The sequence below is a fragment of the Bradyrhizobium barranii subsp. barranii genome, assembly GCF_017565645.3.
Classification (GTDB): domain Bacteria; phylum Pseudomonadota; class Alphaproteobacteria; order Rhizobiales; family Xanthobacteraceae; genus Bradyrhizobium; species Bradyrhizobium barranii.
The window spans coordinates 4,509,008-4,535,398 of record NZ_CP086136.1; the positions used below are offsets into that span (position 1 = coordinate 4,509,008).

The window sequence follows — 26,391 nt, forward strand, 5'->3', positions numbered from 1 at the left end:
AGCCACGTCGTTGCGTGGCATATGTTGTGATTTGCGCGTGAGGTTAGCGGAACGTCACGGGACGTTCACGCAAAAAGCGAGGGACGCGATTGCATGCGTCACTTTTTCGGGGCTAACTGATCCGAAGCAGCGTCCGCCGTGGAGGAAATCGATGTCAGCGGAAAGACACAAGACCGGTACAGCCGGCGAATCTACGGTCGATATTTCCGCACTCCGCGCGCGTTATCGCGACGAGCGCGACCGCCGCCTGCGCGCGGAGGGCAAGGCGCAATATGTCGAGGTCGCAGGCGATTTCGGCCGCTATCCCTGGGCCGATCCCGGATTTGCCCGCGCAGCTGTCAGCGAGGAGACCGAAGTTCTCATCGTCGGCGGCGGCTTCGGCGGCCTGCTCTGTGGCGCGCGTCTGCGCGAGGCCGGCATCGAGGATTTTCGTATCGTGGAAAAGGCCGCCGATTTCGGCGGCACCTGGTACTGGAATCGTTATCCCGGTGCGGCCTGCGATACCGAGAGCTACATCTATCTGCCGCTGCTGGAAGAGACCGGTTACATGCCGGTGCGCAAATATGCGCGGGCGCCCGAGATCTACGAGCACTCCCGCCGCATCGGCCGTCACTTCGGCCTCTACGAGCGCGCGCTGTTTCAGACAATCATCTCGCGGATGGAATGGCAGGAGCAGGAGGGACGCTGGCTGGTCGAGACCGATCGTGGCGATCGCATCCGCGCGCGCTTCGTCATTCTCGCCGGGGGCCCGCTGAGCCGTCCGAAGCTGCCGGGCATTCCCGGCATCGAGACCTTTAGGGGACACAGCTTCCACACCAGCCGCTGGGATTATGGCTACACCGGCGGCACGGCTGAAGGCGGTCTCACCGGTCTCGCCGACAAGCGCGTCGGCATTATCGGGACCGGCGCGACCGCCGTGCAATGCGTGCCGCATCTCGGCCGCTCGGCGAAGGAGCTCTACGTCTTCCAGCGCACGCCATCGGCGATCGGCGTGCGCGATGACCGTCCGACGGACGCAAGCTGGGCGCAGAGCATCAAGCCCGGCTGGCAGCGCGAGCGCATGGACAATTTCACCGCGGTGATCTCCGGCGAGCCGTTCGAACGGGACCTGGTGCAGGACGGCTGGACCGGCCTGCTTGGCGAGATCCTGCTGGCGCCGCGCCGCCAGCCGCAGCCGGTGACCTCGCTCGAAGAGGCGCTGAAGGTCATCGAGCAGGCCGACTACCGCAAGATGGAAGAGATTCGCGCGCGCGTCGATACCGTCGTGAAGGACGAAGCCGCCGCGGCGGCGCTCAAGCCCTGGTACAAGGCGTTCTGCAAACGCCCATGCTTCCACGACGAATATCTCGACACCTTCAATCGTCCCGACGTGCATCTGGTCGACACCAAAGGGCAGGGCGTCGAGCGGATCACCGAGAACGCCGTCGTGGTTGACGGCAAGGCCTATGAGCTCGACTGCCTGATCTATGCCAGCGGCTTCGAGGTCGGCACCGATTACGCCCGCCGCATGGGCTTCGAGGTTTACGGCCGCGACGGCGTGAGCCTGTCCGAGCGATGGCGCGATGGCGTCAAGACGCTGCATGGCTTCTACAGCCGCGGTTTCCCGAATTGCTTCCTGATCGTCACCGTGCAGGCCGGCCAGAGCGCCAATTTTCCGCACATCATCGACGAGCAGTCGCAGCACATCGCCTATGTGATCGCGGAGGCGCGCAAGCGCAAAGCGCGGACGCTGGAGCCGACGCTCGCTGCCGAGAACGCCTGGGTCGACGAAGTCGTCAAGGCCGCGCTCGGCCGCCAGACCTATCTGGCCGAATGCACGCCGGGCTATTACAACAACGAGGGCGTGTTCGATCCGATCGCGGCGAGAAACAGCCAGTACTGGCGCGGGCCGGTGGCGTTCCTGCGGCTGCTCGACAAATGGCGCAAGGAAGGCAATCTGGATGGCTTGGAATTGACTGAGGGGACCGAGGCGGGCGGCTCTCAGGTTCCGGCTTCAACGGCATGATCGCGGCCCCATCAGGCGCGACGCGGCTCTACGTCATCGTCGGCGATCCCATCGCACAGGTGCGCTCGCCGGCGGGCGTGACAGCCGCCTTCGCCGCGCGCGGCCATGACGGCATTCTCGTGCCGGTCCAGGTTGCGCCAGCGGATTTGCCGGATTTCCTTTCGGTGGCGACGCGGCTGAAGAACCTCGACGGCATCGTCGTGACCATCCCGCACAAATTCGCCTGCTATGAGGCCTGCGCCAGTGCGACCGAGCGCGCACATTTCCTGCGCACCGCGAACCTGATGCGCCGGCGCGCCGACCGCTCATGGCATGGCGACATGGTGGACGGCCTCGGCTTCGTCGGTGCGGCGCGGGCCAAGGGGATCGATCCCCGGGGCATGCGGGCGCTGCTCGTCGGCGCCGGCGGCGCAGGATCGGCGATCGCGCTTGCGCTGGTCGAGGCCGGCGTGAGCGATCTCGCGATTCATGACAGCGTGCCCGAGCGCCGCGACGCACTGATCGGCCGGCTCAACGGGCTCGGCAGAACGCCCGTGCGGGTCGGCACCGGGGATCCCGCGGGCTTCGATTTCGTCGCCAATGCGACACCCGCCGGGATGAAAGAGGGCGATCCGCTGCCGGTCGATGTCGCGCGGCTTGCGCCGACGGCCTATTGCGGCTGCGTCATCACAAAGCCTGAAGTCTCGCCCTTCGTCGCTGCCGCCCGCAGGGTCGGCTGCGTGACCGGGACCGGTACGGACATGTACGAGCAGCACCAGGGCATCATGGTGGATTTCCTGCTCGGCCGCGACGGGGAAGGCTAGGCGGTCGCCCCGGTGTCAAGGCACAGGTTACGCCGGATGGGGCTTGAGCGATCAGGGCCGACGTAGGATCATGGGACCGCGCGAGCCGGTCGCGCACGTTTATGTGAGAGGACCAGGGAATGACCAAGGGCAGGACCGTCGCGACGGCCATGATCGGCGCTGCAGCGCTGCTTCTCTCGCTGGCGCCCATGTCCCTGATATCCATGGCCGAAGCCGCGCAATGCGGCAGCTCGCCAGCGGGCTTTGAGGCCTGGAAGCGCGAGTTCAGCGCGGAGGCGCAGGGCAAGGGCGTCGGACAAACCGCACTCTCGGCGCTGATGCAGACCAATTACGCCGGTGCCACGATCGCAGCCGACCGCGGCCAGCGCAGCTTCTCGCTGACGCTCGACCAGTTCCTCGCCAAGCGCGGCGCCACCACCATCGTCGCCAAGGGGCGGCAGCTCAAGCAGTCGCAGGCCGCCTTGTTCGCCTCGATCCAGCAGCGCTACGGCGTCCCGCCGGGGCCGCTGATCGCGATCTGGGGCATGGAGACCGGTTTCGGCAGCCAGCGCGGCAACCAGAACATGCTGTCGTCGATCGCGACCCTTGCCTATGACTGCCGCCGTCCCGAATTCTTCACCGACCAGCTCTATGCCGCCCTCAAGCTGATCGACCGCGGCACGCTGTCAGGCGCGACCCGCGGCTCCATGCACGGCGAGGTCGGCCAGACCCAGTTCATGCCCAAGAACATCCTGGCCTACGGCATCGGCAATCTCGAGGTTGCCGCCAATGCGCTGAACTCGACGGCGAATTTCCTGAAAGCTCATGGCTGGCGCGCAGGAGCCGGTTACCAGCCGGGCGAACCGAATTTTGCCGCTATCGAGGCTTGGAATGCTGCCGGCGTCTATCAGAAGGCAATCGCCCTGATGGGACGGCAGATCGACGAGGGAGGAGGGGCGGCCGCGTTGCGTTGAGGCCGCATGAAGGCTCGGCCGCGCACGAGAAAGTTCTTGCGTTGAGGAACTGACGGCACGAGGTTTGCTTTGATCGGGGGCAGGGCTGGCATGAGGAGACTCAATATGGCTACCCAGATCGTGATGGACCAGACTGGCGACACGCGCCACGAGTTTGATCCTGACAATGCCGAAGCGCTGGCGCGAGCCGAACGGCGCTTTCGTGAGCTGACCGGAGCGGGCTTCACCGCCGCCTATCGTACTGGACCCGGTGAAGTCACCCGCATCAAGTCATTCGATCCGACCGCGCACGAAACGCTGTTCTATCCCCGCCTGGTCGGCGGTTGATCTGAGCTGCTCATGATCGCGGCAATTTGGCTCCGTGCGCCGGCGCGTGCGCGTCTGCATGCGCTGCGCGAGCTGTATCGGCGCTTCTTCGGCGAGAACACGCCGGATGCCCGCGGCCGCCGGCTTTTGGCCGAATGGCTGTCGCCGGCGCAGCGCGCGCAATTCGAGCAGCATCGGTATTTCGATGTCATCGGCTGCGATACCGGCAAAAGGTACCGCATCCACTACGGCACGGCCGCCAATGTCCATGAGATCGACGATGAGGGGCGTGCGGCGATGGGATGGTGCTTCGTCCCGTCAGGCTTTCTCGTGCCCGGCGACGTGATGCTGGCGCAGAAGGTCGCGCTCGAGACTGACGAGAACGCGGCAATCGCGCTCGCCAACCGGTTTCCGCCGGCCACGCACTCGGAGCACTTTTACCGGCGCCCGTTCTAGCGGCCGGAGGGCGTACCGATCAGGAGTGCGTGGTGCGGTAGGCATCCAGCGCATGCGCCGCGAACACAGCGACGCTGCAAAGGGCGAGCACGGCTGAGATCAGCTCGATCATAGCTCATCCTCCCGCAGCGGCTGGGAGACGAGATTTTGGCAGCAGGCATAATCCAGGATGAGGTCGAGGAAGAATTGCATGGTGGCCGTCCCTGTATGATTTTGACAACCAGATAACCGGCAATCTGTTTCAGGCGTGTTTCGTCGTTTTGGGAAACGGGTTTCGCGGGGAACCCGGGGCTGGTTTGTGCACCGCAGACCCGCTACATCCCGCGCTGCTTAGTCCTTCAGCCGCGCCTTTCCGGTGGGCGGCAAGTCATATTGCGAGGCAAAATCATGGCGCAGGTCGAGTGGTTCGACGATCTCACCATCGGAATGCGGTTCAAATCCCCCGAGGTGCAAGTCACCGAAGCCGACATCAAGCGCTTTGCAGCCGAGTTCGATCCGCAGCCGATGCATCTCGACCATGAGGCCGCCAAGCAGACCTTGTTCAACGGCCTGGCTGCATCAGGATGGCACACCGCCGCGATCGCCATGAACCTCGCGATCCAGGCCCGCCCGTTCGGCCCGCATCCGCTGATCGGCGCGGGCGTCGACGGCCTGCGCTGGACCATCCCGGTACGGCCCAATGACCGCCTGCATCTGGTCGGCGAGGTCATGAGCCTGACGCCGTCGAAGTCGAAGCCGCAGGGCATCGCGCTGGTGAAATGGACCATGTTCAACCAGAACGGCGAGGAGGTTTACACCTTCACCCCGATCGCCATCATCCCCAGGCGGGTGTAGGGCCGGCGACGTTCAGCATCGGCCGGGATCAGCCTCCTCGAGCCCTTGCGGGCCGCAGGCTGAGGTGGTCATCTCCACGTGGGGAACGCTGGAGGCTGACATGAGACGATTCCTTCTTGCCGCTTTGCTGAGCGCGGGCGCCTTGGGCGCAGCCGTCTCGAGCGCAGGGCCGGCGTTCGCGCAGCAATCCAGGGTCGGCGACTGGACCATCGAGAAGCGCGCGCAGGACACGCATTGCAATGCGAGCCGCGGCTACAAGGACAAGGAAGACGAGAACCGCAACTACGTCATCGTGATCACCTATTCCGAGAAGGCCATCGTGATCGTGATGATCTATGACGGTTGGGAGTGGGACAAGGTCGGCGAGATCCTCCGGGCCGACGTCGGCACCGATGACGCCGACATCATGAAGAAGGCGAAGTGGGAGGTCATGGACAAGACCACCGTGCGCGGCATCTTCGAATACGACCAGACGATCATGGACCGGCTGTCGAAGGCCAGGCGTCTCTCGCTCGATTTCGAGGATGATGACGAGGACAGCATCGAGATGCAGATCCCGCGCGCCGGCGAGGCGCTGGCCGCGCTGAAGTTCTGCGAGGAGAACCGGAAGTAAAGCGCTGCGCCGCGCACAGTGTGCGCGATCGAGCAAGCAGCGCGAGGGGCGCGTGACCTACAGCACACAGCTCGCGCGCTGTTCGCTTTTATCCTAGTCTTTGGCGAAAACGTCCAAGCCGCACCCTGCGGTTGACGTTACGCAAGGACGATGTTCGATATTTTAGCATCTCGCTGCACTGCTTTTTCCACGCCGAAGGCGACAATCCGCTCCGTCGGCTCTGCCAATTTCCAATGCGCAAGCTCCCTTCGTCACCAGGGCCGCACGCCGATCGCATCGTCGTTCCGATGACGATCCTCCAGGCAAACCGGTTCTCGTCTCTCGTCGGCGAGATCTACGATGCGGCGGTCGATCCCGCGCTACGCAGCGGCCCGCTGGAACAGGTTTCCCATTTCGTCGGCGGGTGTGCCGCGACCATCCTATCCCGCGATGCGGCAAGGCTCTCGATCGAGATTCACCAGCATTTTGGCACCGAACCCCGCTTCCGCCAGCTCTATCGCGACAGATATGTCGAGCAGGATCCTCTGCTCGATCGTCATCTCGCTTTTGCGGCCGGGCACGCCATCGGCGTGACCGATATCATGCCGCACGCGGACTTCGTGGCGACGAGCTTCTATCGCGAGTGGGTCGAGCCGCAGGGCGCGATCGACCTCGCGACCGTCGCGCTCGAGAGATCGGACGCGCGTACCACGGTGTTGCAGGTGTTACGCCACCGATCCCGCGGAACCGTCGACGAGGCGATGCGCGAACGCATGCGGCTGCTCGCACCCCACATCCAGCGTTCCAGGATCATGGGCCGGCAGATCAGGGCGCGCTCGCATACCGTGGACGACCTTGCCGATGTGCTCGACGGCCTGAGCACGGCGATCTGCCTGCTCGATGCGGATGGCCGGGTCGTCCACGCCAACGCGGCGTGCCGGCAGCTGTTCGTCGATGCAAACCTGCTCGCGATGGTCGGCGACCGGATCGTGGTCCGTAACACCCAGGCCGACAAAATATTCCGCGGCCTGTTCGAAGTTGCCGCAGATGGTGAAACTCACCCGGCCGGTCGCCGCCGCATCGGGCTCGCGACGTCGGCGGACGGTCAGCACTATCTCGTCCAAGTCCTTCCATTGAAGCGGGAGCGCAGCCTGCCGAGAGACGTCGCGGCTACGGTGCTTCTCGTACAGAAGGCCGCGATGGTGCCATCGCTCGTGCCCGAAGCCATTGCTGCGGCCTTCGGGCTGACGCGGTCCGAATTGCGCGTGCTGATGGCCATCGTCGAGGTCGGCGGCGTTCCCGATATCGCGGCAAAGCTCGGCATTGCCGAGACCACGGTGAAGACGCATCTCGGTCGCCTGTTCGAGAAGACCGGTGCCGGCAGGCAGGCCGACCTCGTGAAGATCGCGGCCGGCTTCACCGCGCCGTTTGTACAGCGAACGCGCCGCGACGACGACACCATGTGATTCATTTGACGGGGCGAGCCGCGCGGCGATGCAATCTCAATCCATTGTGATGAGCAGGATCGTCTGGTCCTCCGAACGTACGACGCGCGTCATTTGATACTTTCGTATATGGCGCCACTTGAATGAGAAGGGCGGCGTGCGCCACGGAACAATGCGCGCCGGCACCGGACGCGGGAGACGACAGCGCGTGAGCGAGCTTGCCTGTCGGTTGGAGAAATTGCAGTGAGCGGCAAGGACGAATTTTCCATTCTCAATGTTTCGACGGACCACATTCCCGAAGACGAGCGTGTGCCGCTGCTGCGCGAATTCTATTGCCGCGGCGTGCTCAAGGCGGAGGTCGAGCCGACGGACGAAAAGCCGTTCGCCGCGAGCCTCACATCCCATGGCTTGCCGGACGTCCAGCTGGTGATCGGCGGGCTGGTCGGAGCTCGGGTCATCCGTACCAAACAACTGGTCGTCGACGGCAACGACAGCCTTGGCCTGATGATCAACCGATCCGGCATCGTCGAAGTATCTGCGCGAGGACGAGATCTGAGGCTTCATCCCGGTGACGCGGTTCTGACGAGCGCGGAGGACGCGACGATCTACGAACGCCTCTCGCTTGGAAATTGTCTGTCGCTGCGCGTGCCGCGGCGGGTGCTGGCGCCCATGATCGTGGACATCGACGACACCGTGATGCGAATCATTCCGGAGCGCGCCACCGGACTTCGCCTGCTGGTCGACTACGCGACGTCTCTGGTGCGCGAGCGCGCGTTCGCGGTGCCCGCATTGCGCCAGCTCGCTGTTGCACATCTCCATGATCCGATGGCGCGTGTTCTCGGCGCGACGGATGAGGTTCACGAGCTGGCCGGGCGCCGAGGCGTCCGGGCCGCGCGGCTGCGGAAGGTGAAGTCCTTCATCGTCAACAATTGCTGGCAGCAGGACCTCTCGGTCGCGACCGTGGCGCAGGAATTCGGCGTGACCACACGCTATCTCCAGCGGCTGTTCGAAGCCGACGGCAAGACGTTCTCGTCCTTCCTGACGGGGCAGCGCCTCAAACGCGCCCATCGCATGCTGCGCGAGCCTGACTTCGCCGGGCAGCCGGTGAGCTCGATCGCCTACGACGTCGGCTTCGGCGATCTCTCTTATTTCAATCGTTGTTTCCGCCGGGCCTATGGCGCGACGCCCAGCGGCGTCAGGAGCGGCGAAGCGCTGTGACCGCGCGGTGCGCGGCTTGTGCGACCAGACGGGTGCCTGTCGCAGTGCGCCGCTTTCGGCCGACTACGTCTTCTGAGCGCGCGGAGTAGAACGATGACGCTGTGTTTCGGACGGCGCCGGCAATTGGAGTTGTGAATGCGCCGCTTCTTCTTTGATCTCCTGGTCGACAATGTCGTGAAGATCGATCCGGGCGGCATGGTCTTCGAGCAGGCCAGGGCCACGTTCGTCGTGGCCGACGAGATGGCGAGACATCTGTTTGTCTGGCGTGACGATCTGCGCGATCGCGACGCCTGGATTCGCGTCAGGGATGCCGGCGGACGAGAGGTCTATCGCGCCGCGGTCTGGTCAGAAAATGTCGAGAAGGTCGGCTGGGACCAGGCATGACGGTCCCGGCTTCACCTTCCAGGGCGGCAACGCCGACAACAGGTCGCGGCGCCAAGTGCTCAACAATGCTGCGGTGGCCGGCTTCGGCTTCGACTACCGCGCCAGCCGCAACGTGTCCGTGTTCGGCGCGGTCGAGGGCATGATGATGTCCGACCGGAGCCGCACCGGCCCAGCGAAGGGTGGCGTTCGCGTCGCGTTCTGAGCCGGCATCAGCCCTGGCGGCTCGAATGCGATGCCCGCCGGCCGGGCCCCATCCGCCCGGCCGGCGCCTCCTCCGATCGGAGGACGTCGCATGCCGTGGTTATGGTATTCTTGGTGATATTGATCACTCAGGCCATTTCAAGCCATGCACGGACTACGGAAGCTGCCGGAACTGGTCGAGTCCATCTATGACGCAGGGCTCGATCCCTCGCTGTGGAACCACGTCGTCGCCGGCATTCGCGATTTCGTCGGCGGGCAGGCCTGCGGGCTGTTTTCCAAGGATTCGATCAGCAAATTCGGCGTCACTCATTATTATTGCGGGGCCGACCCGCACTATATCCGGCTCTATTCAGAGACCCATTCGAAGTTCGACCCGCTGACGGTGCTGCCGCCGCATGGCGAGATCGTCAGCATCCCCGATCTCGTCAATTTTGATGAATACCGGAAAGGGCGCTTTTGCCAGGAGTGGATGCAGCCGCAGGGTTGCAGCGACGCGGCCAATGTTGTGCTCGAGACATCGCATGCGAACTGCCCCGTGATGATGACGGTGCTGTCGGGCCGGCGCATGGTGGATCCGGCGATGAAGCATCGGCTTTCGCTGATTGTGCCGCACGCCAGCCGCGCGCTGCTGATCAACCGCGCCATCACCTCGCAGCTGACACTGGCGACGGCGCTGGTGGATGTTCTGGACAATCTGGCGTCCGGCATCTTCCTGCTCGATGCCTTTTGCCGGGTGGTGCATGCGAATTCGGCCGGCCACGCCTTGTTTGCCGCCGCCGACGTGGTTCGGTCCGTTGCCGGGCAGCTCGTAACCAGCAGCGCGGAGGCCAATCAGACGCTGCGCGAGGCGCTTGCGACCCGCAGCGAAATTGCCCTGCTTGCCACACGGGGCCATGCGATCCCGCTGCTTTCGCCGAGCGGCGAGCGTTATGTCGCGCATATTCTGCCGCTGTCGTCCGTGCTGCGAAATGGCAGCGAGCAGGTGGTCGATGCCGCCGGTGCGCTGCTCCTGCGCAAGGTGTCGCTTGGCGGGCAGTCCTATGGCGAGCTGATCGCACGGACCTTCGACCTCACGCCGGCCGAGCTGCGCGTGTTCCTGTCGATCGTCGAGGTCGGTGGCGTCCCGGAAACGGCGGCAGCGCTCGGTATCGCAGAAACCACGGCGAAGACGCATTTGCATCGGGTGTTCGCCAAGACCGGCGTTTCGCGTCAGGCCGATCTCGTCAAGCTCGCGGCGGGATTCTCCAATCCGCTCGTCAACTGATCGGTCAATCGCTGTCGGGGTTGAACCTTTTGCTCCCACGATAGACTCACTAGTGCCGCCGGGCACGACGAACATTTCGCGATCTCCAAGTCACCATTGGCTGTTCTGATGTCCCGACCTCCCAAACAGTCCGAGTTGATCGCGAATATATATGACGCGGGTCTTCACCCTGAGTTGTGGAGCGATGTCGTCGTCAAGCTCAATGCGTTCATCGGCAGCCAGGCTTGCGGGCTGATTTCGAAGGATCCGGTCAGCAAGTCCGGCGCGACGCATTATTACTGCGGTGTCGATCCGCACTACATCCAGCTCTATGCCGAGACCTACGCCCAGTACGATCCGCTGGCACGGCTGCCTCGCTATGGCGAGGTTCGTAACATCCCCGATCTCGTGAATTTCGACGAATATCGCCGCGGGCGGTTCTATCAGGAATGGCTGCGGCCCCAGGGCTGCGTCGATGTCGCCAGCGTGGTTCTGGAACAGTCGAAGTCGCCGTGTCCGATGCTGATCACCGTGATTCCCGGCAAGGGGATGCTCGATGCCGAGCAGCGGGCGCGGATGCAATTCCTGGTTCCGCATGCGAGCCGAGCGCTGCTGATCAACCGGGCGATCGAGCGGAAGCAGCAGCGGGCGATCGCGCTCGCCGATGTCGTGGATCGGCTGAATGCCGGCGTCATCCTGCTCGATCCGGCCTGCAACATCGTCCACAGCAATCCTGCCGCGGACACGTTGCTCGCCGCCGATGATGTCCTGCGGTCTGTCGCGGGCCGGCTGGCGGCACGATCTTCCGCGGCAAATTCGGCGCTGCGCGATATCTTCCGTGACGCAGGCGAGGTTGCCGTCGCCGCGGCCGCCGGGCGAAAGATTCCGCTGATGTCGCATGACGGCTCCTACTACGTCGCGCACGTCATCGCGCTGCCGTCGTTGTTGCGTGAAGGCGCGGCGGAGCGCACGTCGGCGGTCGGCGCCTTGTTCATCTGGAAGGCGGAACTCGACGGCCGCTCATGTGCCGGCCTGATCGACCGCGCGTTCGAGTTGACCCCTGCGGAGCTGAGGGTCATGCAATCGATCGTCGAGGTCGGTGGTGTGCCGGAGACGGCCGTGGCGCTCGGCATCGCGGAGACGACGGTGAAGACGCATCTGCATCGGGTGTTCGCGAAGACCGGCGTCTCGCGTCAGGCCGATCTCGTCAAGCTCGCGGCTGGATTCTCCAATCCGGTTCTGCACTGACGCGCTTTCCGAAGGCGCAGGCGAGTCGCTCCGGCTCGCGATAGGTTCAAACAGCAGCATCATTAGAAAGTTATCGCGGGTCGTTCGATCGAATGACGCGATTCTCCGTGCTGTCTTCTACGAGAACTCACGCGTTTTTTTGTTCGACGCGTTCGATCTTCGTGTGAAGCAACTCACAGCAAGCGGAAGTGAACCTCATCAATCTCTCGCACAAGTTGAGAGGAGATTGTCATGCCAAATGCGTCGCCAGCTCCGGCCGGCAAGTTCCGCGACATCGTCGCCCGCATCGGCGCGGCATTCCGCGCGCAGCGCGAGATCGACGCGAAGCGCGCGTTGCGGCGCTACGGCCATTTGCTGGAGCAGCCGCATGAAACGTCGCGTTTGAATGAAATTATTCCCGTCTGCAATGAAGAGGATACTTTTGAAAATGCCAACAGAGTTGATCCGCGCGAGTGCGCGGCCGGCCGCACCACGTTCGAACGCGCGTAACGTCAACATTGTCGCCGCCGCGCTGACGGCGGCGCTCGTCGCGCTTCAATTGGTCGGGCTGGCAATGCTGGAGCGTTCGCACGCGCAGCCGGTCGTTCGGCCTCTCCTGAATTCGCACGATGCGGAGCTCTGCACCGGGACTGCCGATGTCCCGGCGACGCAGACACCCTACGATTGACCCGGAGAACGCATCGTGCCTGATATCACGACCAGCCTTCTCGTGAGCGTCGCCGTGTTCGCCGGCGCCTTCGTTTCGGGGCTCTCGGGCTTCGCGTTCTCGGCCGTGGCAGGCGCGATTCTGCTGCGCGTGTTTCAGCCGCTGGAGGCCGTGCCGCTGATGATGGCGTGCAGCATCGGCGTGCAGGCCACCAATCTGTGGGCGCTTCGGCGCAGCATCCGGTGGGAGGGTAGTCTGCTGCTGATCGTCGGCGGATTGATCGGTGTTCCCATCGCGGTGTCGCTGTTGCAATCCACGGACACGCATCTGCTCCGCCGCGGCTTCGGCATCATCGTGGCACTCTATGCGGCCTACATGCTGCTGCGGCCGACGCTTGTGACGGCCGGTGAGGCAGTCGGCCGGCCCTGGGTCGCACTGATCGGGTTCGGGGGAGGGCTGGTCGGCGGCCTGACCGCGATGCCTGGCGCGATCCCCACGATCTGGTGCGACATGCGCGGCATGCCCAAGAGCGAGCAGCGCGGCCTGGTGCAGCCGTTCATCGCCGCGATGCAGGTCTTCGCGATCGCGCTGCTGGTCGGACACCAGGACCTGTCGTCCAAGGTGTTCGTCGAGCTCGCGATCAGCCTGCCGGCGCTGTTCGCCGGCTCAGCGCTCGGTGTGATCGCCTTTCAGCGGGTCAACGAGACGGTCTTTCGCAAGACCGTGCTCGTTCTGTTGCTGCTCTCGGGGATCTCGCTGATCTAGTGGCCTGCGCCTTCATGCTTGAGACCCTGGACCGGCGCCGCGCTGGTGTCGCTGCTGTGATGCACCAGCGGCTTGTTGCCGGTGACGGTCCGCAGCAGCACATAGAACACCGGCGTCAGGAACAGGCCGAACACGGTGACGCCGATCATGCCGGAGAACACCGCGACGCCCATCGCGCGCCGCATCTCCGAGCCCGCGCCGGTCGAGAGCACCAGCGGCAAGACGGCCATGATGAACGCCATCGACGTCATCAGGATCGGACGCAGCCGCAAGCGGCTCGCCTCGATCGCGGCCCGGATCGGCGTGCGTCCCGCGAATTCGAGCTCACGCGCGAATTCGACGATCAGGATGGCGTTCTTGGCGGAGAGGCCGACCAGCACGATCAATCCGATCTGGGTGAAGACGTTGTTGTCGCCCTTCGAGATCCAGACCCCGAACATCGCAGCCAGCAGCCCCATCGGCACGATCATGATGATCGAGAGCGGCAGGGTCAGGCTCTCATAGAGCGCCGCCAGCACCAGGAACACCAGCAGGATCGCCAGCGGAAACACCCAGAGGCCGGAATTGCCGGCGATGAACTCCTGATAGGTCAGGTCGGTCCATTCGAAGGCAACGCCCGGCGGCAGCGTCTCCGCCGCGATCCGCGTCGCGACCTCCTGCGCCTGGCCCGATGAAAAACCGGGCGCAGCGGCCGCGTTGATGTCGGACGACAGGAAGCCGTTATAGCGGATAGCACGCTCAGGCCCCGCGCTCTGGCGGATCGTGAGCAGCGCCGACAGCGGCACCATGTCGCCGGATGACGAGCGCACCTTCAACTGCCTGATGTCGTCGGCGCGGGCGCGGAACGGCGCGTCGGCCTGGACATAGACGGAGTAGGTGCGACCAAACTTGTTGAAGTCGTTGACGTAGTAGGAACCGAGGTAGATCTGCAGCGTGTTGAACACCTCCGTCACGGGCACGCCCAACTGAAGCGCCTTGGTGCGGTCGATGTCGGCGAAGAGCTGGGGCACGTTGACCTGGAAGCTCGAGAACACGCCGGCGATCTCCGGCGCCTTCTGCATCGCCGCCATGAACGCCTTGGTCGCCTCGTTCAGCGCTTCATAGCCGAGACCGGCACGGTCCTCGATCTGCAGCTTGAAGCCGCCGATGGTGCCGAGGCCGTTGACCGGCGGCGGCGGGAACATGGCGATGAAGGCTTCCTGGATGCCGGAATATTTCTTGTTGAGGTCCGCCGCGATCGCGTTCCCGCTCAGGGCCGGACCCTTGCGCTCGTCGAACGGTTTCAGCGTCGAGAACACGATGCCGGCATTGGAGGAGTTGGTGAAGCCGGCGATCGACAGGCCTGGAAACGCGACCGAGCTCTCGACGCCCGGCTGGGTCAGCGCGATGTCGCTCATCTTGCGGATCACCTCTTCGGTGCGATCGAGCGCTGCACCGTCGGGTAGTCGTGAGAAGCCGACGAGATATTGCTTGTCCTGACCCGGCACGAAGCCGCTCGGCACCTGCTGGAACAGGAAAGCGGTCACGCCAACTAGCACCACATAGAGGCCCATCACGGCCGCCTTGCCCGAGATCACCTTGGTGACGGTGCTGCTGTAGTTCTCCGACGAACGCGTGAAGGCCTTGTTGAAGCCGCGGAAGAACCAGCCGAGGCCCTTTTCCATGATGATCGTCAGCCGGTCCTTCGGCTCGTTGTGTCCCTTGAGCAGCAGCGCCGACAGGGCCGGCGAGAGCGTCAGCGAGTTGACGGCGGAGATCACGGTCGAGATCGCGATCGTCAGCGCGAACTGCTTGTAGAACTGCCCGGTCAGGCCGGAGATGAAGGCGAGCGGCACGAACACCGCGATCAGCACCATCGCGATCGCGATGATCGGACCCGACACCTCGCGCATCGCCTGGTAGGTTGCGTCACGCGGCGACAGGCCACCCTCGATGTTGCGCTCGACGTTCTCGACCACGACGATGGCGTCGTCGACGACGATGCCGATCGCGAGCACGAGACCGAACAGCCTGAGCGCGTTGATGGAGAAGCCGAACAGATGCATCACCGCGAAGGTGCCGACGATCGACACCGGCACCGCAAGCAGCGGGATGATCGAGGCGCGCCAGGTCTGGAGGAACAGGATCACCACCAGCACGACCAGTGCGATCGCTTCCAGCAGCGTGTGGATGACAGCTTCGATCGAGGAGCGCACGAACTGGGTGGGGTCGTAGACGATCTGGTAGGACACGCCCTCCGGCATGTTCTTCTTGATCTCGGCCATGGTGGCGCGGACGTGGTCGGAAATCTCCAGCGCGTTGGAGCCCGGCGCCTGGAAGATCGGGATCGCCACCGCCTGCTTGTTGTCGAGCAGCGAGCGCAGGCCGTATTCGGACGCGCCAAGCTCGATGCGTGCGACGTCGCGCAGCCGCACGACTTCGCCGCGGGTGCCGGTCTTGACCACGATGTCGCCGAACTGCTCCTCGTTGGCGAGCCGGCCTTCGGCATTACGGACATTTGCAGGTCGATACCCCTGACGTTCGGGGAGGAGCCGACCACGCCGGCGGCGGCCTCGACGTTCTGGGCCTGGATCGACTTGACAATGTCGCTCGCGGTCAGGCCGTGCTCGGCCGCCTTTTGCGGATCGACCCAGACCCGCATCGAATAATCGCCGGCACCGTAGAGCTGGACGTCGCCGACACCGTCGATGCGCGCCAGCCGGTCCTTGACGTTCAGCACGGCATAGTTGCGCAAATACGTCATGTCGTAGCGGTTGTTCGGCGACAGCAGATGCACGACCATGGTGAGGTCGGGGGACGATTTCTTGGTGATGATGCCGAGCTGGCGCACCACGGCCGGCAGGCGCGGCTCGGCCTGCTGCACGCGGTTCTGCACCAGCTGTGTCGCCTTGTCGGGGGCGGTGCCGAGCCGGAACGTCACCGTCAGCGTCATCGCGCCGTCGGTGGTCGCCTGGCTCGACATGTAGAGCATGCCTTCGACGCCGTTGATCTGCTCCTCGATCGGGGTCGCCACCGTCTCGGCGATCACCTTGGGGTTGGCGCCGGGATAGGTCGCGCGCACCAGCACCGAGGGCGGCACCACGTCCGGATATTCGGAGATCGGCATCGCGAACAGCGAGATCAGGCCTGCGAGGAAGATCAGGACGGACAGCACGCCGGCGAAGATCGGACGGTCGATAAAGAACTTTGAGAGATTCATGGCCTTGCCCCTGCAAGAGAGACAGCTCTCCCGTTACCGGGACGCGGGAAATACCCGCGAACCCGGAATCGAGATGCGATGTCTTGGTAGCTCTATGACGTCGTTATTCCGGGCACGCGGTCCGGAATGATGTAACTAGCGTTGCACCACGTCCTGGTTGCTGTGGTTGGAGGCCTGCTGCGGTCCACGCGCGCCCATCGCGGCGACCTCCGTCTTGAGGAGGGCACCGGGACGCACGCGCTGCAGGCCATTGACGATGATGCGATCACCGGGCTTCAGTCCCGCCGTCACGATGCGAAGGCCATCGACCGAGCCGCCGAGAGTGATCGGCCGGTAGACCGCACGGCTGTCGTCGCCGACCCCCATCACGAACTTCTTGTCCTGGTCGGTGCCGATCGCGCGCTCGTCGATCATCACCAGCGTCTGCTGCTTCGGCTGGCCCATGCGTACGCGTGCGAACTGGCCGGGGATGAGACGCCCGTCCTCGTTCCGAAACACCGCGCGGACCCGAATGGTGCCGCTCTGGCCGTTGACCTGGTTGTCGATCAGCTGAATATGACCTCTCGCCGAGAGACCGCCGGATGTCGTCATTTCCACCGGGATCTGGTCGAGATTGCCGCGCTTGCCGGAGGCATCCGCGATCGAATTCAACGCGCGCAGCACGACCTCTTCATCCGCATCGAACGATGCGTAGATCGGATTGACCGACACCAGCGAGGTCAGCACCGGGGAGGCGGTGCCGGCGGCGACGAGATTGCCGACGGTGATCTCGAACTTGCCGACGCGGCCGTCCACGGGCGCACGCACCTCGGTGTAGTCGAGATTGAGCTTTGCGGTCTGGAGCGTCGCTTCGGCCGCCTTCACGTTTGCGATGGCTTCGCGATTGGCATTGTCGCGCTGGTCGTAGTCGCGCCGTGTGACGACGGCGTTGCCGACCAGCTGTGCGCCTCGCTCGAGCTCGCTCTGGGTGAACACGACGCGCGCCTTGGCAGCCTCGAGCTGGGCGTTGGCCTTGTCGACCTCCGCGGCGTAAGGCGCCGGATCAATCTTGAACAGCACATCGCCGGCCTTCACCAGCGCGCCTTCGGTGAAGTTGGTCGCAAGGATCGCACCCGCGACGCGGGGACGAAGCTCGACACGGTTGATGGCCTCGAGCCGGCCGGAGAAATCGTCCCACAGCACGGTCTGCTTCGGTTCGATCAGCGCGACCGTGACAGGGACGGCCTGCTCAGCTGCCGCAGCCGTTGCGGTCGCCTGCGCGGCACGTAAGTAATGGCCGGTCGCGATCGAGCCGGCCACGGCGAGGGCGCCCACGATGGCAACGCCGCCGAGGAGGCGGCGGAAACGGCCAGTGCGGGGGGAGTTTTGCGAGGGATGCATTTGCGCGCTCCAGATATGTAGTGTTCACTACAGATGTGGAGCTGGATGTCGCAGTGCAAGATACTTATGTACCATTCACTAAGAAAATTGTAGCGGCATACCGCAAGAATTGGAAGACGGCAGAGAAAATAAAGCTAGAACAAATAGATAGGATTCGGCGTTAAGCTTCAGGCAGAACGTGAATTCCGAGGAGACAGGCACATGGGCATGGGACGCCCCCGCGAATTCGACGCCGAAACGGCGTTGGACCAGGCGATGGAAGTGTTTTGGCGCCATGGCTATGAGGGCGCCACCATTGCCCAGCTCACCGAGGCCATGGGCATCAATCCGCCGAGCCTTTACGCCTGCTTCGGCAACAAGGAAGGCCTGCTCAAGGCCGCGCTCGACCGTTACACCAAATTGCGGGGCGTCTGGATGGACGAGGTGGTCGCCGCACCGACCGCCCGCGACGTCGCCGAGCGGATGCTGATGGGCATCGCCGACAAGCAGACCGATCCCGCCAATCCGCCCGGCTGCCTGCTCGTGCAAGGCGGCATCGCCTGCGGCAGCGGCTCCGAAAATGTCCCGTTCGAGCTCGCCGCCCGCCGCGCCCAAAATGAAGACCAGCTCCGCGACCGCTTTGTTCGCGCCAAGGCCGAAGGCGATCTCAAGCCGGGCTCTGATCCCGCCGCACTCGCGCGCTACGTCTCGGCCGTCTCGGTCGGCATGGGCGTGATGGCGTCCTCAGGCTCCGACCTCGAGGCGCTGCGTCAGGTCGCGAGCGTTGCCGTGCAGGCGGTCGAGGCGCAGTCGGCCGACAGAACGTGACGGCCGCCGGCCGTTGTCATTTTGAGGATTGCAGTGACGGCGGCGCGACGAAGCCACCGAACTCGCGCTCAATCAGTCCGGCGAGCGCAATCGTCGTGCGGTCCTCGAGATAAGGCCCGATGATCTGAACCCCGACCGGCAGGCCCGACGGCGTTCGCTCGATCGGTACGGCGGTCGCCGGCAGTCCGCAGGTCGAGGCCGGGTCCGCCCAGATGAAGCACGCATCGGCGTAAGGGTGCAGCTTTCCGTCGATGTCCAGCTGCCGCGCATCGAACGGCTCGGACTGGTCCTGCGGAAAGGCAGGCACGGCGGCGGCCGGATAGATCACGGCGTCGAACTCGCGGAAGAACTGCTGCCACCGTTGCTGCAACTGCAGGCGCGCCGCGTCGGTCGCCAGCCATTCGCGATGGATCATGCCCCAGCCGCGGGCGCGCTCGGCTTGCAGGCTGCGGTCGTCGGCCGAGAGTCCCGCGGCAACGCCTTGCGCCTCTGCGAGGGCGGCCGGTGTCAGGCGCGGGCTTCGCGCTGCGTTCAACAGCTTCATGTAGAGCCGCGCGGAGTCGGCGAGGTCGGGCAGCGACGTGCTCGCACGTGCGACCCGCGCACCAGATTTGTCGAGCCGGTCGGCCAATCGCCCAATGGCTGAACGCACGGCATCGCCCGTCGGCATCAGCGGATGGGTATCGATCACGAGGATCCTGAAATCCTTGAGATCGTTGTGCCGCGGGGCCGGTAGCGCAAGGCATAGCCGATCCCGTCGCGCGTCTCGTCGGGGCCGGCAATCACGTCAAGCGCCAGCGCGAGGTCTGAGGCGGTGCGCGCCATCGGCCCGACGACAGCCAGATCGCCCTGGCCGGGGACGGGTAGTGCAGGCGGCAGGCTGTAGCCGCGCAGCGGGACCAGGCCGAGGCTCGGCTTGTGTCCGAACACACCACAGAAGTGCGCAGGTACGCGGATCGAGCCGCCGATGTCCGAGCCGATCGAGAGCGGACCGAAACCCGCGGCCAGCGCCGCGCCCTATCCGCCCGAGGAGCCGCCGGGCGACCGGCCGAGTTCCCATGGGTTGTTCGTCGCTCCGTAGATGTCGTTATAGCTCTGGAAATCCCGGAGCCCGATCGGGATATTGGTCTTGCCGATGATGATGGCGCCTGCCGCCTTCAACCGCGAGACGACAAGGGCATCGTCCGCCGGCTTAAAATCCCTGAAGTGAGGAAAGCCCCATGTCGTCGGCAGGCCGGCGACGTTGAACGGTTCCTTGAGGGTCACGGGAATGCCGAGCAGCGGCAGCCGCTCGCTGCGGCCAAGCGCGGCATCGGCGGCGCGTGCGGCCTCTCTCGCGCGATCGAAATCGCGAACGATGATCGCGTTGATCCGCCCGTCCAGCGCCTCGATGCGCGCGATCGTATGCGCGAGCAACTCGGACGCGGACACTTTGCGAGCGTGCAGGGCGGTCAGCAGTGCGCCGATCGAGCTGTAGTCCAGGTCAGCGGCATCTGCGGTCATCACGAGCTCCATTGTATCCCGGCTGAGACCTTGTAGCCCGGATGGAGCGCAGCGCAATCCGGGAGATATCCCGACGCGGATGCATGACCCGGATTACGCTATCGCTTCATCCGGGCTACGACGTTATCGCATCTGGTCGTCATGCCCGGGCTTGTCCCGGGCATCCACGTTCTCAGTGCGGCGTCGCAAGGCGTGGATGGCCGGGACAAGCCCGGCCATGACGCGGTGGAGAGCCTCAGGAAGCTTCCTTCAGCACCGGCGCGGCAGATTCCTCCGCCTTGAGCTCCTCGAGGCTGCGATGCCGGGGCTCGATGCCCAGCGCCCAGACCGTGATGATCTGCACCACCAGCAGTCCGATCATCAGCGCCATCACGCCGGCCACGCCGCGCGTCTCGAACAGCGACACGACGAGAAACGGTGTGACGATGGTGGCGCCGCGCCCCAGCGTGTTGACGATGCCGGAGGCGCGCAGGCGGACCTCGGTCGGAAACAGCTCGGGGATGTAGATGCCGAACAGGAGGGCGACCAGGACGTAGATCGGCACCGTCAGCGCGAACCCCACGGCCGGCAGCAGAATCGGATCGGAGATCATGGGGTAGAGGATTCCGAGCGCCACCGTGATCAGGGATGCGCCGATGATGGTCGGCTTGCGGCCCCAGCGGTCGGCCATCAGCGCGCCGATGGCCGAGCCTACGGGCGCGCCGAGCGCCATCAGCAGCGAATAGCCGAACGAGGTCGCGATCGAGAGGCCCTGCTTGACGAAGAACACGGGCAGCCAGGTCACGAAGCCATAGAGCAGGGTGTTGATCGTGATCAGGCAGACGGCGCCGACGATCATCCGCGACAGCAAGGGCGCGGTGAACAGCGTGCCGAGATCCGCAGATGCCGGGACCGGTGTCGTGGCCGCGGGAGGAGGCAGAGGCTGACCCTGCGCAGCTTCCTTCTCGATGGCTTGCATGAGCGCTTCCGCCTCGGCGGTGCGTCCCACAGCTTCCAGCCAGCGCGGCGATTCCGGCAGCGACTTGCGCATGTACCACACCACGAGCGCGCCGACGCCGCCGAGCACGAACATGGAGCGCCAGCCGAATTGCGGCACCACCACGGACGCGATCAATAGCGCCACGGGCAGACCGGTGACGACGCACACGGTCGTGAAGCCGAGCCATTTGCCACGGGTGCGCGCGGGCACGAATTCCGTCATCGTCGAATAGCCGACGACGTTCTCCGCCCCGAGCCCGACGCCCATCACGAAGCGGCAGGCGATCAGGAAGGCCATGTTCGGCGAGAACGCCGCGGCCAGGGAGGCAACGCCGAAAAGGAGTAAATTGAATTGATAGGTGAAGCGGCGTCCGTAGCGGTCGCCGAGGAAGCCGGTTCCGAATGATCCCAGCATCATGCCGACGAAGGTCGCGGAGATGAAAACCGCATTCTGGGCGAGGGTCGAAAAGCCTGTCTTCAGCGTGACGCTGAGCACGGTCCCGGCGATATAGATGTCGAAACCGTCGAAAAACATTCCGATGCCGATCAGCAGCATGATGCGGCGGTGGAATGGCCCGATCGGCAGCCGATCCAGACGGCTGCCTGCGTTCACCATTGTCGACATATACGCTCTCCCCTGACTGTTGTTCTGGTCGATGCGGCCCGCCTTCTATGGGCGGTCGGCCGCTCGTCGTTTTTGCAAGTTCAGGCGCTGCTGGTTGGCCGTATCGCGATACCAGTCGAACGGCTGCTCGTGGGTCGCGACCATCACGCTCTTAGTGTTGAAGTGGTCGTTGAAGCTTTCGGTGCCGCATTCGCGGCCGATGCCGGAATCATCGACGCCACCCCAGGGCGAGGCCGGGTCGAGACGGTGGTGATCATTGATCCAGACGATGCCGGCCTTGACGGAGGCGGCGACACGATGCGCGCGCGCGACGTCGCGGGTGCGGATGGCCGCGGCGAGGCCGAAGGGCGAATTGTTGGCAAGCCGCAGCGCATCGGCCTCGTCCTTGAACGGCGTCACCGAGGTGAAGGGACCGAACACTTCCTCCTGGAAGATGCGCATGTCGGATGTGACGTCGGCGAACACGGTCGGCTCGACGAAATAGCCGTTGTCGTGGCCCGGCACCTTCGCGGCAACGCCGCCGGTGACAAGACGCGCGCCATCCTCGTGGCCGTAGCCTACGTAGGTGAGAACGCGGTCGCGCTGCCTGGCGGAGATCACGGGGCCCATCTGGGTGTTCGCGTCGAAGGGATCGCCGACGCGGATCGTGCGGGTCTTGGCCTGCAGCTTCTCGACGAATTCGTGATAGATCGAAGCCTGGACGATGTGGCGCGAGGCACAGACGCAGGTCTGTCCGGCGCCGATGAAAGCGCCGAACGCCGGCGTAGTTGACGGCGCGGTCGACGTCGAAATCGTCGAACACCATCACCGGCGTCTTGCCGCCGAGCTCCATGGTTTGATGCGCGAACACTTTTGCGGCCGCGCTGCCGGCGATGCGGCCTGCCTCGGTGCCGCCGGTCAGGACCAGCTTGTTGATGTCGCCGTGCTCGGCCAGCATCTTGCCGGCGCTCTGGCCGAGGCCGAGAACGATGTTGAAGACGCCGGGCGGAAGGCCGGCTTCGGTGAAGATCTGCGCGAGCTTCAACGTCGTCAGCGGCGTGTATTCGGACGGCTTGACCACGGTGACGCATCCGGTCGCCAGCACCACGGCCAGCGACTTGCACAGGATCATCAAGGGATGATTGAACGGCGTGCAATTGGCGACGATGCCGATGGGGGTGCGGAGCGTATAGTTCAGATAGGCGCCTTCGACCGGTATCACGGAGTCGCGGCGCGCCAGCGCAACACCGGCAAAATAGCGGAAGAAATCGGGCAGGCGGGAGAGCTGGGCGCGGGTCTCGTTGACCGGCCGGCCGTTGTTGAGGGTTTCCAGCCGGTACAGGCTGTCGAGATTGGCCTCGAAAGCATCGGCGAGCTTGTTGACCAGTCTGGCCCGCGCGCGCGTGTCCATGCCGCCCCAGGCTTTGCCTTCGAACGCCGCGCGGGCGCTCTTCATCGCGCGGTCGATGTCCTCGGCGGTCGAATTGGGGATGCGGGCGATGACGTCGCCGGTCGCGGGATTGCGGACGTCGAGCATCACGCCGTTGCCGGCTTCGACTTCACGTCCGTCGATGAAATTGCCGTGGGTTTCGACGTCGATCGACGCGGGTTTTGACGGAATGTTCATGATGATCTCTCCTCGACGATGACGGCGTTGCGCTTGAGCGCCGGCAGAACGCGTTTTTCGGTGGCCCCGATATGGGCCTTGATGATGCGCGCCGCGGTTCGCGTTTCGCGGCTCTGCATGGCGTCGATCAGGGCGACGTGCTCGGCGACGAGCTTTGCCGGATCGTGACCCTTCAGGTTGGACACGCTGACGCGGACCAGCCGGTCGGCCTGGCCGATCAGGTCGCACAGCGCCGTCGCCATGCGGCGATTGCCGGACGCATGAGCCAGCGCGGAGTGGAAACCGCGGTTGTAGGCGATGAAGTCTTCGTGGTTGCCGGAGAAGCGGCGAAATTCATCGAGCGATTTCAGGACGCTGTCCGGAGCGCTCTCGATCGCCTCGGCGACGCAGGCCGGCTCCAGCGCAAGACGGAAGCGGAGGAGGTCGCGGGCGTCCGACAGCGAGATCGGCGTGACCCGGTAGCCCTGGCGCGGCTGCACCGTCACCAGGTGCTCGCGCTGCAGCCTCAAAAGCGCATCCCGAACCGGTTGGCGGCTCACCGAATAGCGTTCGGCCAGATCCTGTTCCCGCATTTCATCACCCGGAGCGAACCGGCATGCTAAAATATCAGACCTCAGAAGATCGTAGATGTTTTCGCGCAAAAGCATGATTCGAGGGACCTCGTTGGCTTCAATCTGGCAATCCTGATATTTCACGTCAAGAGCCAAATGCTTGAATTCCCTGACAGTTGATTTATCAATCGGGGGCCTCCACGGCACGCAAACGGGCGTGATCCCGCCGACGAAGTTAAGGAAAGACCGGACATGGACAGGCTTCTTGCCAACGGGACCGTCAACGCCGCGCAATCGGGCGATGGGCCGCCGCTGTTTCTCTTCCACTCGCTGTTGTCGGACCGTGCGAGCTTCGATGCGATCGTGCCCGAGCTTGAGGGATCGTTTCGTACCATCGTGCCGGAGTTGCCGGGGTTCGGCCGCTCACGCGCGGTCGAGGGCGGGCTCGTCGTTGTCGCAGACAGAATGGCGGAGGCCGTGAAAGAGGCTGCGGGCGGTGCGCCGGCGATCGTGCTCGGCAACGGCTATGGCGGCTTTGTCGCCTTGCAGATGGCGATCCGGCACCCGGAGATCGCCAGCAAGCTCGTTCTCGCCGATTGCGGCGCGGCGTTCTCGGAGCCCGGCCGCGAGGCGTTTCGCAACATGGCGAAGGTGTCTCGGGACAAGGGCCTCGAGGCGATCACTGACGTTGCGATGCGGCGCTTGTTTGCGCCCGAGTTTCAGGAGCGGCATCCCGAACTGATGCGGGATCGTCGTGAAGCTTTTCTGCAGACGGATCCCGATGTGTTTCGCAGCGCATGCGACGCGCTGGCAAGCCTCGATCTCCGCGCCGAACTTGCCGCGGTGAAAGTTCCTGCCCTCGTTCTGGTCGGTGAGCACGACGAAGCGACGCCTCCGCCAATGTCGCACGAGCTGGCCGCCGGTTTGCCGCGCGCCGAACTCAAGGTCATTCCAGGCTGCGCCCATGTGCCGCAGCTTCAGTCGCCGCGGCAGTTTCTCGGAGCTCTCAAGGGCTTCCTGCTTTGATCTGCGCCTGGCCGATGCCGACCCTGCGCTCGAAACGGCGATGCCTTCCGAACGGTTAATGGCTTCTGTGCGACGACGAATTCACAAGCGGGGATGGTGCAGTCCTGCGCCTGTTTTGCCCGACGTGTCAAACGTCCTCGGGGCCACGCTCGCGCCATGCCGGAGCGAAATTCTTCAATGATTTGTACTGTGCATGGGGTTGTTTTCGCATTTTTTATTGGAGCAGCCCCAGGCAGCGAGGACCAGGGCATGAGCCGCCCGCATTGAAGCGGGCCTCCTAAGAGTTTTTATACACAGTTCTGGCACGCTCCGCGCGTCAATATCCGCAACCTGCATCGTCGCCTCTCATTGCACGCACGAAAAGACAGGATCCGCGGGCATCGAGGGGGCGTGAGCCATGACTGCAGTTGCTTCGGACGCTGGTCGCGCGAAGGGCGGGATCGTGCCGATCCTGCTATGCGTGGTGCCGTTCAGCCAGATTCCGCTCGATGCCTATACGCCGGGCCTGCCGCAGATGGTGGTGGACCTCGCAACCGATTCCGCGTCGATGCAGAACACCGTCACCGCCTACATGCTCGGCATGAGTCTGGCGCTGGTGCCCGTCGGCATTGCCTCCGACACGCTCGGCCGCCGTAACGTCCTGCTCGCGGGACTATCGGTTCTCATCGCGATGAGCATCGCCTGTGCGCTCGCCACCAGCGCATCGCTGCTGCTTTCGCTGCGCTTCCTGCAGGGCGTCGGCGGCTGCACCTGCCTCGTCGTCGCCTATGCGATTGCGGCCGACTGCTTTCGCGGCCGCGAGCTCACGGCGATCTCTGGACTGCTTGGTGCCGCCTGGGGGCTTGCACCCGTGCTCGCACCGGCGGCTGGCGGCTTCATCGTCGAGCTGACGTCCTGGCGCGGGGTCTTTGTCATCATCGCCATCGCCGCGGCCATCGTCGCTGCGATCGTCGTGCTGCTTCTGCCCGAGACGCTGCCGGCCGAGCGACGTGCGCCGTTCGATCCGCGCCGCACGGCGAGCATTCTCCGCGAAGCGCTCGTCCGTCCGGGTTTCCTGGCCTTCGTGCTGGTGTTCGCCGCCGCGGCCAGCGCGCAACTGGCGTTCGGCGTCGTCGCGCCGTTTTTCTATCAGACCGGCCTCGGTTATTCCGCGGCCATCTACGGCCTCGTCGCGCTCGGTCTTGGCGGCGTCAATCTCGCCGGTGAGCTCGGCTGTGCGCATTTCGCGCGCTTCATGCCGGCCCGCGTGATGGGCTTTGGCGCCTTCGCGCTGTTTGTCGCGGGTGCCGCGGTCCTCACCGCGACCGGCATGACGCTTGGTCTCGACTTTATGTCGATCACGATCGGCGGTGCGCTGGTGCTCGGCGGTTGCGGCGTGCTGTGCCCGATGATGTACGGCATGGCGCTCGGCCTGTTCGAGCGCGACCACGGCCTGATCGGCGGCCTCATCAGCGCGCTCTGCTATCTCGCGGTCAGCGGCGCCATGGCGATCGCGGCGGTGTTGCCCGAAGCGACCCAGGCGCCGATCGGCTGGCTTTATCTCGGCCTCTGCGCCGTCGCAGGGACGCTGCTTGCGATCTCGTTGCCTGCGGCACGCCACGCCACACAGACTTAAGG

At 64.6% G+C, this 26,391-nt stretch carries 21 protein-coding genes and 3 pseudogenes; 18 read left to right on the forward strand and 6 right to left on the reverse strand.

Annotated features, from left to right (window positions below; all coding sequences use genetic code 11):
- The first annotated feature begins 151 nt into the window (after positions 1-151).
- The 15 genes from J4G43_RS21265 (at position 152) to J4G43_RS21335 (ending at position 13,099) form a co-directional block, all read left to right on the forward strand.
- The gene (locus tag J4G43_RS21265) at positions 152-2,005 is read left to right on the forward strand and encodes a flavin-containing monooxygenase (RefSeq protein WP_208086180.1); all 1,854 of its coding nucleotides are present in this window, start codon (positions 152-154) and stop codon (positions 2,003-2,005) included.
- Positions 2,002-2,808: a shikimate dehydrogenase family protein gene (locus J4G43_RS21270; RefSeq protein WP_208086181.1), complete on the forward strand. Its 807-nt coding sequence runs from the start codon at positions 2,002-2,004 to the stop codon at positions 2,806-2,808. The genes J4G43_RS21265 and J4G43_RS21270 overlap by 4 nt, the downstream gene beginning before the upstream one ends.
- A 119-nt stretch (positions 2,809-2,927) precedes the next feature.
- Positions 2,928-3,761: a lytic murein transglycosylase gene (locus J4G43_RS21275; protein WP_208086182.1), complete on the forward strand. Its 834-nt coding sequence runs from the start codon at positions 2,928-2,930 to the stop codon at positions 3,759-3,761.
- A gap of 105 nt (positions 3,762-3,866) precedes the next feature.
- On the forward strand, positions 3,867-4,088 hold the full coding sequence (locus J4G43_RS21280) for a hypothetical protein (RefSeq protein ID WP_028146622.1): 222 nt from the start codon (positions 3,867-3,869) through the stop codon (positions 4,086-4,088).
- A gap of 12 nt (positions 4,089-4,100) precedes the next feature.
- A complete protein-coding gene (locus J4G43_RS21285) occupies positions 4,101-4,523 on the forward strand; it encodes a hypothetical protein (RefSeq protein WP_063983909.1) in 423 nt (140 codons plus the stop codon).
- Between the two features lie 387 nt (positions 4,524-4,910).
- Positions 4,911-5,357, forward strand: coding sequence for a MaoC family dehydratase (locus tag J4G43_RS21290; protein ID WP_014496047.1), 447 nt, complete (start codon positions 4,911-4,913; stop codon positions 5,355-5,357).
- 100 nt (positions 5,358-5,457) lie between these two features.
- Entirely contained in the window at positions 5,458-5,970 is a 513-nt protein-coding gene (locus J4G43_RS21295; protein WP_166352411.1) for a hypothetical protein, read from the forward strand.
- Positions 5,971-6,257: 287 nt separating this feature from the next.
- Positions 6,258-7,415, forward strand: a complete 1,158-nt coding sequence (locus J4G43_RS21300) for a helix-turn-helix transcriptional regulator (protein ID WP_208089375.1) — start codon at positions 6,258-6,260, stop codon at positions 7,413-7,415.
- A gap of 222 nt (positions 7,416-7,637) precedes the next feature.
- Complete coding sequence (locus tag J4G43_RS21305; RefSeq protein ID WP_208086183.1) at positions 7,638-8,612, forward strand: helix-turn-helix transcriptional regulator; 975 nt, start codon at positions 7,638-7,640, stop codon at positions 8,610-8,612.
- Between the two features lie 135 nt (positions 8,613-8,747).
- Entirely contained in the window at positions 8,748-8,996 is a 249-nt protein-coding gene (locus J4G43_RS21310) for a DUF6894 family protein (RefSeq protein WP_085404769.1), read from the forward strand.
- Positions 8,965-9,198 (forward strand): hypothetical protein, encoded by a 234-nt coding sequence (locus J4G43_RS21315; protein ID WP_208086184.1) that lies wholly within the window; start codon positions 8,965-8,967, stop codon positions 9,196-9,198. The genes J4G43_RS21310 and J4G43_RS21315 overlap by 32 nt, the downstream gene beginning before the upstream one ends.
- A 144-nt stretch (positions 9,199-9,342) precedes the next feature.
- A complete protein-coding gene (locus tag J4G43_RS21320; protein WP_208086185.1) occupies positions 9,343-10,461 on the forward strand; it encodes a helix-turn-helix transcriptional regulator in 1,119 nt (372 codons plus the stop codon).
- Positions 10,462-10,569: 108 nt separating this feature from the next.
- A complete protein-coding gene (locus tag J4G43_RS21325) occupies positions 10,570-11,688 on the forward strand; it encodes a helix-turn-helix transcriptional regulator (protein WP_208086186.1) in 1,119 nt (372 codons plus the stop codon).
- A gap of 231 nt (positions 11,689-11,919) precedes the next feature.
- Positions 11,920-12,177: a hypothetical protein gene (locus J4G43_RS21330; protein ID WP_208086187.1), complete on the forward strand. Its 258-nt coding sequence runs from the start codon at positions 11,920-11,922 to the stop codon at positions 12,175-12,177.
- Between the two features lie 193 nt (positions 12,178-12,370).
- The gene (locus J4G43_RS21335) at positions 12,371-13,099 is read left to right on the forward strand and encodes a sulfite exporter TauE/SafE family protein (protein ID WP_208086188.1); all 729 of its coding nucleotides are present in this window, start codon (positions 12,371-12,373) and stop codon (positions 13,097-13,099) included.
- On the opposite strand, the pseudogene J4G43_RS21340 reads toward J4G43_RS21335, so the two are convergent.
- Together J4G43_RS21340 and J4G43_RS21345 are read right to left on the reverse strand one after the other, a co-directional pair.
- Positions 13,096-16,298: pseudogene (locus tag J4G43_RS21340) on the reverse strand (efflux RND transporter permease subunit). The gene J4G43_RS21335 and the pseudogene J4G43_RS21340 overlap by 4 nt on opposite strands.
- 135 nt (positions 16,299-16,433) lie before the next feature.
- On the reverse strand, positions 16,434-17,678 hold the full coding sequence (locus tag J4G43_RS21345) for an efflux RND transporter periplasmic adaptor subunit (RefSeq protein ID WP_071915009.1): 1,245 nt from the start codon (positions 17,676-17,678) through the stop codon (positions 16,434-16,436).
- Between the two features lie 201 nt (positions 17,679-17,879).
- On the opposite strand from J4G43_RS21345, the gene J4G43_RS21350 reads away from it, so the two are divergent.
- On the forward strand, positions 17,880-18,485 hold the full coding sequence (locus tag J4G43_RS21350; RefSeq protein WP_208086189.1) for a TetR/AcrR family transcriptional regulator: 606 nt from the start codon (positions 17,880-17,882) through the stop codon (positions 18,483-18,485).
- Between the two features lie 16 nt (positions 18,486-18,501).
- Here J4G43_RS21350 and J4G43_RS21355 read toward each other — a convergent pair.
- From J4G43_RS21355 to J4G43_RS21370, 4 genes and pseudogenes are all read right to left on the reverse strand, one after another.
- Positions 18,502-20,000 (reverse strand): annotated as a pseudogene (locus J4G43_RS21355) (amidase).
- 223 nt (positions 20,001-20,223) lie between these two features.
- Entirely contained in the window at positions 20,224-21,591 is a 1,368-nt protein-coding gene (locus J4G43_RS21360) for an MFS transporter (RefSeq protein WP_208086190.1), read from the reverse strand.
- A gap of 45 nt (positions 21,592-21,636) precedes the next feature.
- Positions 21,637-23,197 (reverse strand): annotated as a pseudogene (locus J4G43_RS21365) (aldehyde dehydrogenase).
- On the reverse strand, positions 23,194-23,844 hold the full coding sequence (locus tag J4G43_RS21370) for a GntR family transcriptional regulator (RefSeq protein WP_028146609.1): 651 nt from the start codon (positions 23,842-23,844) through the stop codon (positions 23,194-23,196). Before J4G43_RS21370 ends, J4G43_RS21365 begins: the two are co-directional and overlap by 4 nt.
- A 156-nt stretch (positions 23,845-24,000) precedes the next feature.
- Here J4G43_RS21370 and J4G43_RS21375 point away from each other — a divergent pair, with 156 nt between their 5' ends.
- On the forward strand, positions 24,001-24,774 hold the full coding sequence (locus J4G43_RS21375; protein WP_208086191.1) for an alpha/beta fold hydrolase: 774 nt from the start codon (positions 24,001-24,003) through the stop codon (positions 24,772-24,774).
- Positions 24,775-25,171: 397 nt separating this feature from the next.
- A complete protein-coding gene (locus tag J4G43_RS21380; protein WP_208086192.1) occupies positions 25,172-26,389 on the forward strand; it encodes a multidrug effflux MFS transporter in 1,218 nt (405 codons plus the stop codon).
- The last annotated feature ends 2 nt before the right edge of the window (positions 26,390-26,391 follow it).